Origin of the sequence: Streptomyces sp. GQFP, assembly GCF_021545335.1 — a bacterium.
GTDB lineage: Bacteria > Actinomycetota > Actinomycetes > Streptomycetales > Streptomycetaceae > Streptomyces.
In genome coordinates this window covers 2,343,973-2,358,048 of sequence record NZ_CP089312.1, presented here as the reverse complement: position 1 = coordinate 2,358,048, position 14,076 = coordinate 2,343,973, and the positions used below count along the sequence as shown (strand labels likewise).

General features: G+C 65.4%; 4 protein-coding genes, 1 tRNA gene and 2 rRNA genes. 6 read left to right on the top strand and 1 reads right to left on the bottom strand.

Annotation, left to right across the window (positions count from 1 at the left end):
- Positions 1 to 164: 164 nt before the first annotated feature.
- From LUX31_RS10165 to LUX31_RS10150, 4 genes are all read left to right on the top strand, one after another.
- A 23S ribosomal RNA gene (locus tag LUX31_RS10165) occupies positions 165 to 3,286 on the top strand.
- Positions 3,287 to 3,382: 96 nt separating this feature from the next.
- Positions 3,383 to 3,499, top strand: a 5S ribosomal RNA gene (gene rrf / locus LUX31_RS10160).
- Positions 3,500 to 3,613: 114 nt separating this feature from the next.
- Positions 3,614 to 4,276 (top strand): DegT/DnrJ/EryC1/StrS family aminotransferase, encoded by a 663-nt coding sequence (locus LUX31_RS10155; protein WP_235479862.1) that lies wholly within the window; start codon positions 3,614 to 3,616, stop codon positions 4,274 to 4,276.
- 83 nt (positions 4,277 to 4,359) lie between these two features.
- A tRNA-Thr gene (locus LUX31_RS10150) sits at positions 4,360 to 4,435 on the top strand.
- A 47-nt stretch (positions 4,436 to 4,482) separates the two neighbouring features.
- On the opposite strand, the gene LUX31_RS10145 is transcribed toward LUX31_RS10150, so the two are convergent.
- Positions 4,483 to 7,233: a SpoIIE family protein phosphatase gene (locus tag LUX31_RS10145; protein ID WP_235479861.1), complete on the bottom strand. Its 2,751-nt coding sequence runs from the start codon at positions 7,231 to 7,233 to the stop codon at positions 4,483 to 4,485.
- A gap of 316 nt (positions 7,234 to 7,549) precedes the next feature.
- On the opposite strand from LUX31_RS10145, the gene LUX31_RS10140 reads away from it, so the two are divergent.
- Positions 7,550 to 13,024, top strand: coding sequence for a HAMP domain-containing protein (locus LUX31_RS10140; RefSeq protein ID WP_235474459.1), 5,475 nt, complete (start codon positions 7,550 to 7,552; stop codon positions 13,022 to 13,024).
- Between the two features lie 307 nt (positions 13,025 to 13,331).
- On the top strand, positions 13,332 to 14,018 hold the full coding sequence (locus tag LUX31_RS10135; protein WP_235474458.1) for a response regulator: 687 nt from the start codon (positions 13,332 to 13,334) through the stop codon (positions 14,016 to 14,018).
- The last annotated feature ends 58 nt before the right edge of the window (positions 14,019 to 14,076 follow it).

Genomic DNA, 14,076 nt, shown 5'->3' with positions numbered 1-14,076 from the left:
GAATGAGGGAAGCGGCGAGTGGGCCGGGCACGCTGTTGGGTGTCTGAGGGTACGGCCGGTATGGCTGCCTTCAGTGCCGACCCCAGTGAACTCGTCCCGTTAGGGGTGGGGTGGTGGGTGGTTGGTCGTTGTTTGAGAACTGCACAGTGGACGCGAGCATCTGTGGCCAAGTTTTTAAGGGCGCACGGTGGATGCCTTGGCACCAGGAACCGATGAAGGACGTGGGAGGCCACGATAGTCCCCGGGGAGTCGTCAACCAGGCTTTGATCCGGGGGTTTCCGAATGGGGAAACCCGGCAGTCGTCATGGGCTGTCACCCACATCTGAACACATAGGGTGTGTGGAGGGAACGCGGGGAAGTGAAACATCTCAGTACCCGCAGGAAGAGAAAACAACCGTGATTCCGGGAGTAGTGGCGAGCGAAACCGGATGAGGCCAAACCGTATACGTGTGAGACCCGGCAGGGGTTGCGTGTGCGGGGTTGTGGGATCTCTCTTTCACAGTCTGCCGGCTGTGAGGCGAGTCAGAAACCGTTGATGTAGGCGAAGGACATGCGAAAGGTCCGGCGTAGAGGGTAAGACCCCCGTAGTCGAAACGTCAACGGCTCGTTTGAGAGACACCCAAGTAGCACGGGGCCCGAGAAATCCCGTGTGAATCTGGCGGGACCACCCGTTAAGCCTAAATATTCCCTGGTGACCGATAGCGGATAGTACCGTGAGGGAATGGTGAAAAGTACCGCGGGAGCGGAGTGAAATAGTACCTGAAACCGTGTGCCTACAAGCCGTGGGAGCGTCGGATATGTGCTTGCACATATCTCGTGACTGCGTGCCTTTTGAAGAATGAGCCTGCGAGTTTGCGGTGTGTTGCGAGGTTAACCCGTGTGGGGAAGCCGTAGCGAAAGCGAGTCCGAATAGGGCGGTATAGTAGCGCGCTCAAGACCCGAAGCGGAGTGATCTAGCCATGGGCAGGTTGAAGCGGAGGTAAGACTTCGTGGAGGACCGAACCCACCAGGGTTGAAAACCTGGGGGATGACCTGTGGTTAGGGGTGAAAGGCCAATCAAACTCCGTGATAGCTGGTTCTCCCCGAAATGCATTTAGGTGCAGCGTCGTGTGTTTCTTGCCGGAGGTAGAGCACTGGATAGGCGATGGGCCCTACCGGGTTACTGACCTTAGCCAAACTCCGAATGCCGGTAAGTGAGAGCGCGGCAGTGAGACTGTGGGGGATAAGCTCCATGGTCGAGAGGGAAACAGCCCAGAGCATCGACTAAGGCCCCTAAGCGTACGCTAAGTGGGAAAGGATGTGGAGTCGCAGAGACAACCAGGAGGTTGGCTTAGAAGCAGCCACCCTTGAAAGAGTGCGTAATAGCTCACTGGTCTAGTGATTCCGCGCCGACAATGTAGCGGGGCTCAAGCGTACCGCCGAAGTCGTGTCATTCATACAACAGGGCCAACGCCTGTATGGATGGGTAGGGGAGCGTCGTATGCCGGGTGAAGCGGCGGCGGAAGCCAGTCGTGGACGGTTTACGAGTGAGAATGCAGGCATGAGTAGCGATACACACGTGGGAAACGTGTGCGCCGATTGACTAAGGGTTCCTGGGTCAAGCTGATCTGCCCAGGGTAAGTCGGGACCTAAGGCGAGGCCGACAGGCGTAGTCGATGGATAACCGGTTGATATTCCGGTACCCGCTGTGAAGCGTCAAACATCGAGCCCATTAATGCTAAAGCCGTGAAGCCGTTCCGGACCCTTCGGGGAAAGGAAAGTGGTGGAGCCGCTGACCCAAGGTGGTAGTAGGTGAGTGATGGGGTGACGCAGGAAGGTAGTCCATCCCGGGCGGTGGTTGTCCCGGGGTAAGGGTGTAGGACGTGGTCTAGGCAAATCCGGATCACATATAGTCTGAGGCCTGATGCCGAGCCGATTGTGGTGAAGTGGATGATCCTATGCTGTCGAGAAAAGCCTCTAGCGAGTTTCATGGCGGCCCGTACCCTAAACCGACTCAGGTGGTCAGGTAGAGAATACCGAGGCGTTCGGGTGAACTATGGTTAAGGAACTCGGCAAAATGCCCCCGTAACTTCGGGAGAAGGGGGGCCATCACCGGTGATTGAATGTACTTCATGAGCTGGGGGTGGCCGCAGAGACCAGCGAGAAGCGACTGTTTACTAAAAACACAGGTCCGTGCGAAGCCGTAAGGCGATGTATACGGACTGACGCCTGCCCGGTGCTGGAACGTTAAGGGGACCGGTTAGTCCAACTTCGGTTGGGCGAGGCTGAGAACTTAAGCGCCAGTAAACGGCGGTGGTAACTATAACCATCCTAAGGTAGCGAAATTCCTTGTCGGGTAAGTTCCGACCTGCACGAATGGCGTAACGACTTCTCGACTGTCTCAACCATAGGCCCGGTGAAATTGCACTACGAGTAAAGATGCTCGTTTCGCGCAGCAGGACGGAAAGACCCCGGGACCTTTACTATAGTTTGATATTGGTGTTCGGTTCGGCTTGTGTAGGATAGCTGGGAGACTGTGAAGTGGGCACGCCAGTGTCTGTGGAGTCGTCGTTGAAATACCAGTCTGGTCGTGCTGGATGTCTAACCTGGGTCCGTGATCCGGATCAGGGACAGTGTCTGATGGGTAGTTTAACTGGGGCGGTTGCCTCCTAAAGAGTAACGGAGGCGCCCAAAGGTTCCCTCAGCCTGGTTGGCAATCAGGTGTTGAGTGTAAGTGCACAAGGGAGCTTGACTGTGAGACCGACGGGTCGAGCAGGGACGAAAGTCGGGACTAGTGATCCGGCGGTGGCTTGTGGAAGCGCCGTCGCTCAACGGATAAAAGGTACCCCGGGGATAACAGGCTGATCTTCCCCAAGAGTCCATATCGACGGGATGGTTTGGCACCTCGATGTCGGCTCGTCGCATCCTGGGGCTGGAGTCGGTCCCAAGGGTTGGGCTGTTCGCCCATTAAAGCGGTACGCGAGCTGGGTTTAGAACGTCGTGAGACAGTTCGGTCCCTATCCGCTGCGCGCGCAGGAACATTGTGAAGGGCTGTCCCTAGTACGAGAGGACCGGGACGGACGAACCTCTGGTGTGCCAGTTGTTCTGCCAAGGGCATGGCTGGTTGGCTACGTTCGGGAGGGATAACCGCTGAAAGCATCTAAGCGGGAAGCCTGCTTCGAGATGAGTGTTCCCACCCCCTTTGAGGGGTTAAGGCTCCCAGTAGACGACTGGGTTGATAGGCCAGATCTGGAAGCCCGGTAACGGGTGGAGGTGACTGGTACTAATAGGCCGAGGGCTTGTCCTCAGTTGCTCGCGTCCACTGTGTTGGTTCTGAAACCACGAACAACCCCATTGCCATGGTCACGGCAGTGGTGCGGTTGAAGTGTTTGTTTCACCGTGTTTCGGTGGTCATAGCGTGAGGGAAACGCCCGGTTACATTCCGAACCCGGAAGCTAAGCCTTACAGCGCCGATGGTACTGCAGGGGGGACCCTGTGGGAGAGTAGGACACCGCCGAACAAATATTGAAAGGGTTGGATCCTGAACTTCGGTTCGGGGTCCAACCCTTTTTTGTTGTGTGTCACTTGACGTTCACGTCGCGCGGCAACCATCCAGAGCATGGGTACTGCTGCAATGCTCAGGGCCGCCGGCGTCGGAGTCGGTGACGAGGTCGTCGTGCCGGCCTTCGGGAACGTGGAAGTCGCCGAGGCCGTGATCCAGGCCGGTGGGCTGCCGGTGTTCGCCGACATAGATCCAGTGACGTACTGCCTTGATCCGTCGACTGTCGAGGCGGCCACAACTCCTCGGACAGCGGCTGTCGTTGTCGTACACCGCTTCGGGCGGCCGGCCGACATGGGGCGGATGCTTGAGATCGGGCAGCGGCACGGGCTGCTGGTGCTGCAGCACGGGGAGTCCGAGGCGCCGTACGACGAGATCGCTCAGCGGCGGCAGCGTGCGGCGTTTCTCGATCTCAAGTTGAGGGGTGTGCGGACGCCCGACGACGGGGACGGGCACACCTATCAGCAGTACGTCGTGCGGGTGCCCGGCAATGGGCGGCCCGATCGGGATGCCTTCGCTCGGGCCTTGCGGGCCAGGGGAGTTGACTGCCGGGTGCCGGTGAAGGCGCCGGTGCATCGCATGCCCGCGTTCCGGCGTTGTGTGCCGCTGCCCGAGACCGAGATGGCGGCCTTCGAGACGTTGGCGCTGCCGGTGGACGCCTCGTTGACCAAGCGGGACATGCAGCGGATCGTGTCCGCGTGCAACTCGCTCGGAGGGCTGTTGCAGCCCGCGTACTGATCGTGCGGGCGTAGTTGGGAGCACGGGACTGTTCGGGGTATGATCTATTTCGTTGCCGCGAGGGAGACCTCGAAAAGCAACTGGCCCCCCTAGCTCAGTCGGCAGAGCGTCTCCATGGTAAGGAGAAGGTCAACGGTTCGATTCCGTTGGGGGGCTCCACGTAGAAGGCCCCGCCCAATTGGGCGGGGCCTTTCTCACGTCTGCCGTCAGTTCTTCTGCAGGCCCGGCACGCGCATCGCGAGGATCGCCATGTCGTCGGACGGGGCGTCGGAGGCGAAGCGTTCGACCGCGCGCATGATGCGGGCCGCCACCGCGCCGGCCGTCAGGCCCGTACAGGTCTTGAGGACGTCCGTCAGGCCGTCGTCGCCCAGCATGCGGGTGCCCTCGCGGCGTTCCGTGACGCCGTCCGTGACGCAGAGGAGGACGTCGCCGGGGTCGAGGGTGATCGTCTGCTCGTACAGTTCCAGGTCCTCCAGGACGCCCAGGAGGGGCTGGGGCTCCGCTGCCGGTTCCACGGTGCCGTCCTGGCGCAGGCGGAGCGGGAGGGGGTGTCCGGCGCAGACGACCTTCAGTACGGCGCTGCCGTCCTCCTGCGGCCACAACTCGCCGTACAGGAGGGTCAGGAAGCGGCTGCGGGCGCCCTCGTCGAGGATCGCCGAGTTGAGGCGCTCCAGGACCGCGGGGCCGCCGAAGCCCTCTCTCGCCAGCAGGCGGAGGGCGTGCCGGGCCAGGCCCGTCACCGCGGCGGCCTCCGGGCCCGTACCGCAGACGTCGCCGATGGCGAAGCCGTAGGCGCCGTCGCGGATGGGGAAGAGGTCGTAGAAGTCGCCGCCGACCTCGTTGCCCTCGCCGGCCGCGCGGTAGATGACCTCCACCTCGACGCCGTCGATCTCCGGCAACTCCGGGGGGAGGAGGCTGCGTTGGAGGGACTGGCTGATGGCGGTGCGTTCCGAGTAGAGGCGGGCGTTGTCCAGGGCCAGAGCGGCGCGGCGGCTCAAGTCCTCGGCCAGTTCCAGGATTTCCTGGCGGAAGTGTTCGTCCGTCGGCTTGCCGAGGGTGAGCATGCCGATCACGCGGTTGCGCGCGACCAGCGGGAGGACGACCGTCTCGCCGCCGACTGCCGCCGCCGTCGCGAGAGTGGTGCCGATGCCCGAGCTGACCGTGGTGGTGGGCGCGTTGAGGCCCAGACTGCGCATGGAGGTGCGCAGGGCCGCCTGATGGGCCGCCTCCGCGGGGGCCGACCAGACGCGGGCGCCGGGTGTGGGTACCGGGTCCGGCGGGGAGATCTTCGACAGGAGGGCCTTGAGGCCGTCGATGCGGTCCTCGTCCTCGTGCAGGACGTACGAGAGGTACGGATCCGATGCCTGGTCGGCGATCGTGTAGACCGCGCACCAGGTGGCCAGGGTCGGGACCGTCATCTGGGCCATGAGGGCGAGGGTCTGGTCGCGGTCGAGCGTTCCCGCGAGGAGGTCGGATGCCTCCACCAGGAAGCTCAGCGAGCCTCGGCGCAGGCGTTCCAGCTCGCCGAGGCGGGCCGACTCCACCGCCAACGCGATGCGGTCGGCGGCGAATTGGAGGCGCAGTGCCTCTTCGTTCGTATAGCGGCCGGGGGATTCCGCCGCGACGCCGAGGGAGCCGGTGAGGCGGCCCTCCACCTTCAAGGGGACGGTGACGACCGAGCGCATGCCCGTGCCGCTGAGGAGGGGGACGGCTCCGGGGACGGCCGAGAGGTCGTCGTGGACGGCCGGCATGCGGGCTGAGCCGTAGCGGCCGGGGCCGGCCTCGACCGGGACACGGGCGAAGCGCTGGCGGGCGGAGGGGAGGCCGGTCGAGGCCCGTACCTCCAACTCCGTTTCGTCGTCCGTGGCCAGGAGCAGGAAGGCGGAGTCGGCGTCGAGCATGTCGCGGGCGCGCTCCACCGTGCGCTGGAGGAGGCCGTCGAGGTCGTCCGGGGCCGGGGAGCCGATGAACACCTCGAAGGGGTCCGTGTTCGGGCCATCGGAGGACGACGTCGAGTCGGACGAGCTGCCGCGCAACGGGGTCTGCAGGACCGCCCGTTCGTGGTCGCGGACGAGGAGACAGACCGTCGAGGGCTCGCCGTCCGTGTCACGGACGCGGAGGTGGGAGGCGTACACCGCGGTGACGCGGCCGTTGGCGCCCCTTATGCCGTAGCTGCCTTCCCAGCGGGAGAGTTGGAGGGCCTCGACGATGCCGGTGCTGGTGCCGGGGGTGTGCGGCCAGGCGGCGAGGTCGGTGAGGGGTTTGCCGATGACCGACTCGGGTGCGTAGCCGAAGAGTTCCTCGGAGTCCTCGTTCCACGCGGCGATGGATCCGGCGCGGTCGATCTGGATGACCGCGACCCGGACGCGGCCGTCGGCCAGCGGGAGGAGGTCGGCGGGGAGGGACGGGCCCGCGGAGCGGGTGCCCACCGCGCGGTGCGGGAGTTCGAGCTGGAACCAGACCTGTTTCTGTGTGGGCGTGTATTCGACGCCCCAGCGGCCGGCCAGTGCCGCGCACAACTGAAGGCCCCGGCCTCCCTCCCGGTCGGGGCTGCCCATGTTGACGGGCGAGCCCTGGAGGGGGATCTCGCGCTCCGGGTAGCGGTCGGCGACCTCGATACGGACGCCGTCGTCACTGCGTAGACAGAGGACATCCGCGGAGGTGCCGGCGTGGATCACGGCGTTGGTGACCAGCTCGCTCGTGAGGACCACGGCGTCGTCGACGATGTCCGCGAAGCCCCAGCCCTGGAGGGTGTCGCGGACGAATGATCGGGCGGTCGCGACCGATCGCCCGACCGGGTCGAAGGTGGCTGCCGCGCGCGCGGTGATCACAGAACTCCTCGTCCGGTTGTCGGAGTGCGGCGTGCCGGGGCCGATCCGCTCCTGCCGGGGCAGGGTCTGGTTCCCCGTCGGCCGGGGATCCTGGGGTGCTTCCCCGGGATGCAGTCCGGTGGTCATGGTGCGGTGCCCCTCCGATGCCTGCCCGCTCGTGGTCGTGCCACCGCCCAGACCGGACGGACCGGTGTGGCTGGACAGCCGCATGCAAGGTTACTTACCTTCGCGGTCCATGCGGATGCAGGTCTGCAGTGTTTACGTCCCCAGAGTGTGCGGACGGTGTGCGAAGCTGCCGAACTGTTATGGCCGGGTTCGGACTGGGTGAAACACTGGGCAGGCTCCAGGAGAAGGTCTCCGCACGGCAGGCAGTATCCGGGTACGCCCGAGTGATGGCAGAGCACGCAGAGCAGAAACGGTCGACCCCTTCGGGAGGGACACAGTGGAGTCTGGCGCAGCGACGCGGGGCACTAAGACGCGCGCGAAAGGCGGACAGTCCCTGAGTAACCGGCGTAAACCGCGCAACGGCACGACCGAGGTGGACACGGCTGCCCTGGACAAGTTGCTGTCGGCCCTGGAATCGATGCGTGACGGCAACTTCCGCAAGCGGCTCACGGTGTCCGGCGACGGCGTCATGTCGGAGATCGCGGCCGTTTTCAATGAGGTGGCCGACCGTAATCTCCACTTGACGGGTGAATTGTCGCGCGTACGGCGCATGGTGGGGCGCGAGGGGAAGCTGACCGAGCGGCTGGAGTCAGGGGCCAGCGAGGGCTCGTGGGCCGCCGCCATCGATGCCTCGAACGCCCTTGTCGACGATCTCGTACGTCCGGTCTCCGAGGTCGGCCGGGTGCTCAGCGCGGTCGCGGAGGGCGATCTGTCGCCCCGGATGGAGCTGCGGGCGCAGGCCGCCGACGGCAACGGGCATCCGCTGCGCGGGGAGTTTCTCAAGGTCGGGCGCACGGTCAACAATCTCGTCGACCAGTTGTCGACGTTCACCGACGAGGTCACGCGTGTGGCCAGCGAGGTCGGTACGGAGGGCAAGCTGGGCGGTCAGGCCCAGGTGCGCGGGATGTCCGGTTCGTGGCGGGACCTCACGGACTCCGTCAACACCATGGCGTACCGGCTGACGGCGCAGGTGCGGGACATCGCGCTGGTGACGACGGCGGTCGCGAAGGGTGACTTGTCCCGGAAGGTCACGGTTCACGTCGCCGGCGAGATGCTGGAGCTGAAGAACACCGTCAACACGATGGTCGATCAGCTGTCGTCTTTCTCCTCCGAGGTGACGCGAGTCGCGCGCGAGGTGGGTACCGAGGGCGAGCTGGGCGGCCAGGCGCAGGTGCCTGGTGTGGCGGGAGTGTGGAAAGACCTCACCGATTCGGTGAATCTTATGGCCGGCAATCTGACGGCCCAGGTGCGCGGGATCGCGCAGGTGACGACCGCGGTCGCCAACGGTGATCTGTCACAGAAGGTGACGGTTTCGGCGCGCGGTGAGGTCGCCCAGCTCGCCGAGACGATCAACCAGATGACGGAGACGCTGCGGACGTTCGCGGACGAGGTCACCCGCGTCGCCAACGAGGTCGGTGGCGAGGGGCGGCTCGGCGGGCAGGCGAACGTGCCGGGCGCGGCGGGAACGTGGAAGGACCTGACGGACTCCGTCAACACGGTCTTCCGGAACCTCACCACCCAGGTGCGGGACATCGCCGCCGTGACGACGGCTGTGGCCAGCGGTGACCTGTCGCAGAAGGTCAGCGTCGAGGTCGCCGGCGAGATGCTGGAGCTGAAGAACACCGTCAACGGGATGGTTGACCAACTGTCCGCGTTCGGTGCCGAGGTGACCCGGGTCGCGCGGGAGATCGGCGTCGAGGGCGAGCTGGGCGGCCAGGCCGAGGTGCCGGGCGCCGCGGGGACGTGGAAGGACCTGACGGACTCCGTCAACACGGCGTTCAGGAACCTCACCGGACAGGTGAGGAACATCGCCCAGGTGACGACCGCGGTGGCCAATGGTGACCTGTCCCAGAAGGTCACCGTCGATGTGTCCGGCGAGATGCTCCAGCTGAAGAACACCGTGAACACGATGGTGGACCAGCTGTCGAGCTTCGCCGACCAGGTGACGCGGATGGCCCGTGACGTGGGTACGGAGGGGCGCCTCGGCGGTCAGGCACGTGTGGACGGTGTGTCCGGTACGTGGAAGGAACTCACCGACTCCGTCAACTTCATGGGTGGCAACCTGACTTCTCAGGTGCGGCAGATCGCCCAGGTGACGACGGCCGTGGCCCGGGGTGACCTGTCCCAGAAGATCGATGTCGACGCTCGCGGCGAGATCCTCGAGTTGAAGAACACGATCAACACCATGGTTGATCAACTCTCGGCCTTCGCCGACCAGGTGACCCGGGTCGCCCGTGACGTGGGTACGGAGGGCCGCCTCGGCGGACAGGCGCAGGTGCCCGGTGTCGCCGGTGTGTGGCGCGACCTCACGGACTCCGTGAACGGCATGGCCGGCAACCTCACCGCCCAGGTGCGCAACATCGCCCAGGTGGCGACCGCGGTGGCCCGGGGTGACCTGTCCCAGAAGATCACCGTGGACGCGCGCGGGGAGATCCTGGAGCTGAAGAACACCCTGAACACGATGGTCGACCAGTTGTCGTCGTTCGCCCAGGAGGTCACGCGTGTGGCCCGTGAGGTGGGTACGGAGGGCATGCTCGGCGGGCAGGCCGAGGTGCAGGGTGTCTCCGGCACCTGGAAGGACCTCACGCAGTCCGTGAACTTCATGGCGAACAACCTGACTATCCAGGTGCGCAACATCGCCGAGGTGACGACCGCGGTCGCCAAGGGCGATCTGTCGAAGAAGATCACTGTTGACGCGAAGGGCGAGATTCTTGAGCTCGTCACGACGGTCAACACCATGGTTGATCAACTGTCGTCGTTCGCCGAGCAGGTGACGCGGGTCGCGCGTGAGGTGGGCACGGAGGGCATCCTCGGCGGCCAGGCCCACGCGTCGGGCGTCACGGGCATCTGGAAGGACCTCACCGACAACGTCAACCTGATGGCCAACAACCTGACCGTCCAGGTGCGCAACATCTCCCAGGTCGCGGCGGCCGTCGCCAACGGCGACCTGACGCGGACGGTGACGATCGAGGCGCGCGGCGAGGTCGCGCAGCTCGCCGACACCTTCAACACCATGGTGAAGACGCTGAGTTCGTTCGCCGACCAGGTCACCAAGGTGGCCCGTGAGGTGGGTACGGACGGCATCCTGGGCGGGCAGGCGCGCGTACCGGGTGTGTCGGGTACGTGGAAGGACCTCACCGAGTCGGTGAACGGGATGGCGTCCAACCTGACCGGCCAGGTGCGCAACATCGCGATGGTCACGACGGCCATCGCCAAGGGGGACTTGACGAAGAAGATCGACATTGACGCTCGCGGCGAGATCCTTGAGCTCAAGACGACGATCAACACCATGGTTGATCAACTGTCGTCCTTCGCCGAGGAGGTCACCCGAGTCGCCCGCGAGGTGGGTACGGAGGGCCAGCTCGGCGGTCAGGCACGTGTGCGTGACGTCGACGGCACCTGGCGCGACCTCACCGAGTCGGTGAACGAGATGGCCGGGAACCTGACCCGGCAGGTGCGTGCCATCGCGCGCGTGGCGACCGCGGTGACCCGTGGCGACCTCAACCTGAAGATCGACGTGGACGCCTCCGGCGAGATCCAGGAACTTCAGGACTACATCAACAAGATGATCGCCAACCTGCGCGACACCACGATCGCCAACAAGGAACAGGACTGGCTCAAGGGCAACCTGGCCCGGATCTCCGCCCTGATGCAGGGCCGCCGGGACCTCGACGACGTGGCCTCGCTGATCATGAGCGAGCTGACGCCGGTCGTCACCGCCCAGCACGGCGCGTTCTTCCTGGCGATGCAGACGGTCGACGCCAAGGACCCGGGAGGCGTCCCGGAGAACGCGTACGAACTGCGCATGCTCGGCTCGTACGGCTACTCCATGGGCTCCATGCCGACCTCGTTCCGGCCCGGTGAGGCGCTGGTCGGGACCGCCGCGCAGGAGAAGCGCACGATCCTCGTGGAGAACGCCCCGAGCGGCTATCTGAAGATCTCCTCGGGGCTCGGCGAGGCGCCGCCCGCGCAGGTGATCGTGTTGCCGCTGCTGTTCGAGGGGAAGGTGCTCGGGGTCATCGAACTGGCGTCGTTCACGCCGTTCACGCAGATCCAGAAGGACTTCCTCAACCAGATCGCCGAGATGATCGCGACGAGCGTCAACACCATCTCCGTCAACACCAAGACGGAGGTGCTGCTGAAGCAGTCGCAGGAGCTGACCGAGCAGCTGAGGGAGCGCTCGGCCGAGCTGGAGAACCGGCAGAAGGCCCTTCAGTCGTCCAACGCGGAGCTGGAGGAGAAGGCCGAACTGCTGGCCCAGCAGAACCGCGACATCGAGGTCAAGAACACGGAGATCGAGGAGGCGCGGCAGGTCCTGGAGGAGCGCGCCGAGCAACTCGCCGTGTCGATGCGCTACAAGAGCGAGTTCCTCGCCAACATGTCGCACGAGCTGCGTACGCCGCTCAACTCGCTGCTGATCCTGGCCAAGCTGCTCGCCGACAACGCGGACACCAACCTCACCCCGAAGCAGGTCGAGTTCGCCGAGACGATCCACGGGGCGGGCTCGGACCTGCTGCAGCTGATCAACGACATCCTCGATCTGTCGAAGGTCGAGGCGGGCAAGATGGACGTCTCCCCGACGCGCATCGCGCTCGTGCAGCTCGTCGACTACGTGGAGGCCACCTTCCGGCCGCTGACCGCCGAGAAGCGCCTCGACTTCTCCGTACGGGTCTCGCCTGACCTGCCCGCCACGCTGCACACCGACGAGCAACGGCTGCTCCAGGTGCTGCGCAACCTGCTGTCCAACGCGGTGAAGTTCACCGACACGGGAGCGGTCGAACTCGTCATCCGGCCGGCCGGTGCGGAGGTGCCGGTCGCCATCCGGGAGCAGTTGCTGGAGGCGGGCTCGCTGCGGGACGCGGACGCCGACCTGATCGCGTTCTCGGTGACCGACACCGGCATCGGTATCGCGGCCAGCAAGATGCGGGTGATCTTCGAGGCGTTCAAGCAGGCGGACGGCACGACCAGTCGCAAGTACGGAGGTACGGGTCTGGGGCTGTCCATCTCGCGGGAGATCGCGCGGCTGCTCGGCGGCGAGATCCACGCGCAGAGCGAGCCGGGCCGCGGTTCGACGTTCACGCTGTATTTGCCGCTGCATCCGAGTGAACTGCCTCCGCAGGGCTACGCGCAGCTGACGCCCTCCCTGGAGGTCGGCGAACTGCTGGCCTCCGAGGCGGAGCTGGCCGGTGCGGACATCGAGACCCCGGCCGAGGTGAAGTCGTACCAGGAGGCGCAGAACGGGCCCGCCGCGCTCTTCAGGCGGCGCCGCAGGGCCGTGTCGGTGGCCGAACTGAACGCCTCCTCCAGGGCGAACGGCCATTGGGCGGCGGCGGGCGAGCAGGAGGCGCCGCAACAGCCGCGCCGGGGTATCCACTTCGACGGCGAGAAGGTGCTGATCGTCGACGACGACATCCGCAACGTGTTCGCGCTGACGAGCGTCCTGGAGCAGCACGGGCTGTCGGTGCTGTACGCAGAGAACGGCCGGGAAGGCATCGAAGTCCTGGAACAGCACGACGATGTGACAGTCGTACTGATGGACATCATGATGCCCGAGATGGACGGATACGCGACGACCACGGCGATCCGCAGGATGCCGCAGTTCGCCGGGCTGCCGATCATCGCGCTGACCGCGAAGGCGATGAAGGGCGACCGGGAGAAGGCGATCGAGTCGGGGGCCTCGGACTATGTGACCAAGCCCGTCGACCCCGATCACCTGCTGTCGGTGATGGAGCAGTGGATGCGGGAGGAGTGACGGCTGAGCTGGGTGTTTTCGACGCGAGGGCGGGAACCTCCGGTGTTCACCCGGAGTTGCTGACTCAGTGTGGCCGAAGCCGTGTAGAAGTACGGGATTCGGGGAACCTTCTGGTCTCCCGCTACGTTTCTGCTACGTGCACAGTGACATCGCGGTGACAGGGTGTGGCGACAGGCGGGGTGCGGCTACCATGACCGGCACGAGGACGGGCGGCGCAAGGGAGCCGTCCCCTGGGGCGGCGCGCGGTGGCGTTGCCCCAAGTCCTGAGGACAGGGGAGGCCCCAAGCCGGGGCGAGGAGGGCGGGCCATGGTGCAGAAGGCCAAGATCCTCCTGGTCGATGACCGGCCGGAGAATCTGCTGGCGCTGGAGGCCATCCTCTCTGCGTTGGATCAGACACTGGTGCGGGCATCGTCCGGGGAGGAAGCGCTCAAGGCACTTCTGACGGACGACTTCGCGGTCATTCTGCTGGACGTCCAGATGCCGGGCATGGACGGCTTCGAAACGGCCGCGCACATCAAGCGGCGGGAGCGGACCCGGGACATCCCGATCATCTTCCTCACCGCGATCAACCACGGTCCGCACCACACCTTCCGGGGATACGCGGCGGGTGCGGTGGACTACATCTCCAAGCCGTTCGACCCGTGGGTGCTGCGGGCGAAGGTCTCGGTGTTCGTCGAGCTGTACATGAAGAACTGCCAACTCCGGGAGCAGGCCGCCCTGTTGCGGCTCCAGCTGGAGGGCGGTGGCGGCAAGGCCGCGGTAGGCGCGGCCAAGGAGCCGGCGGGCCTGCTCGCCGAACTGTCCGCGCGGCTCGCGGCCGTCGAGGAACAGGCCGAGGCGCTGTCCAAACAGCTCGACGACGAGTCGGCGGACGCGGCGGCGGTGGCCACGGCAGCCCATCTCGAACGCAAACTGACCGGCCTGCGCCGGGCCCTGGACGCGCTCGAACCGGGAACCGGGAGCGGGGCACCCTCGGTGCCGTCGCAGAACTGACCCGTACGCCGGTCGTCATTCCCCGCCCGAAGTCGTCGAACTCACCCGTGCGTCGGGC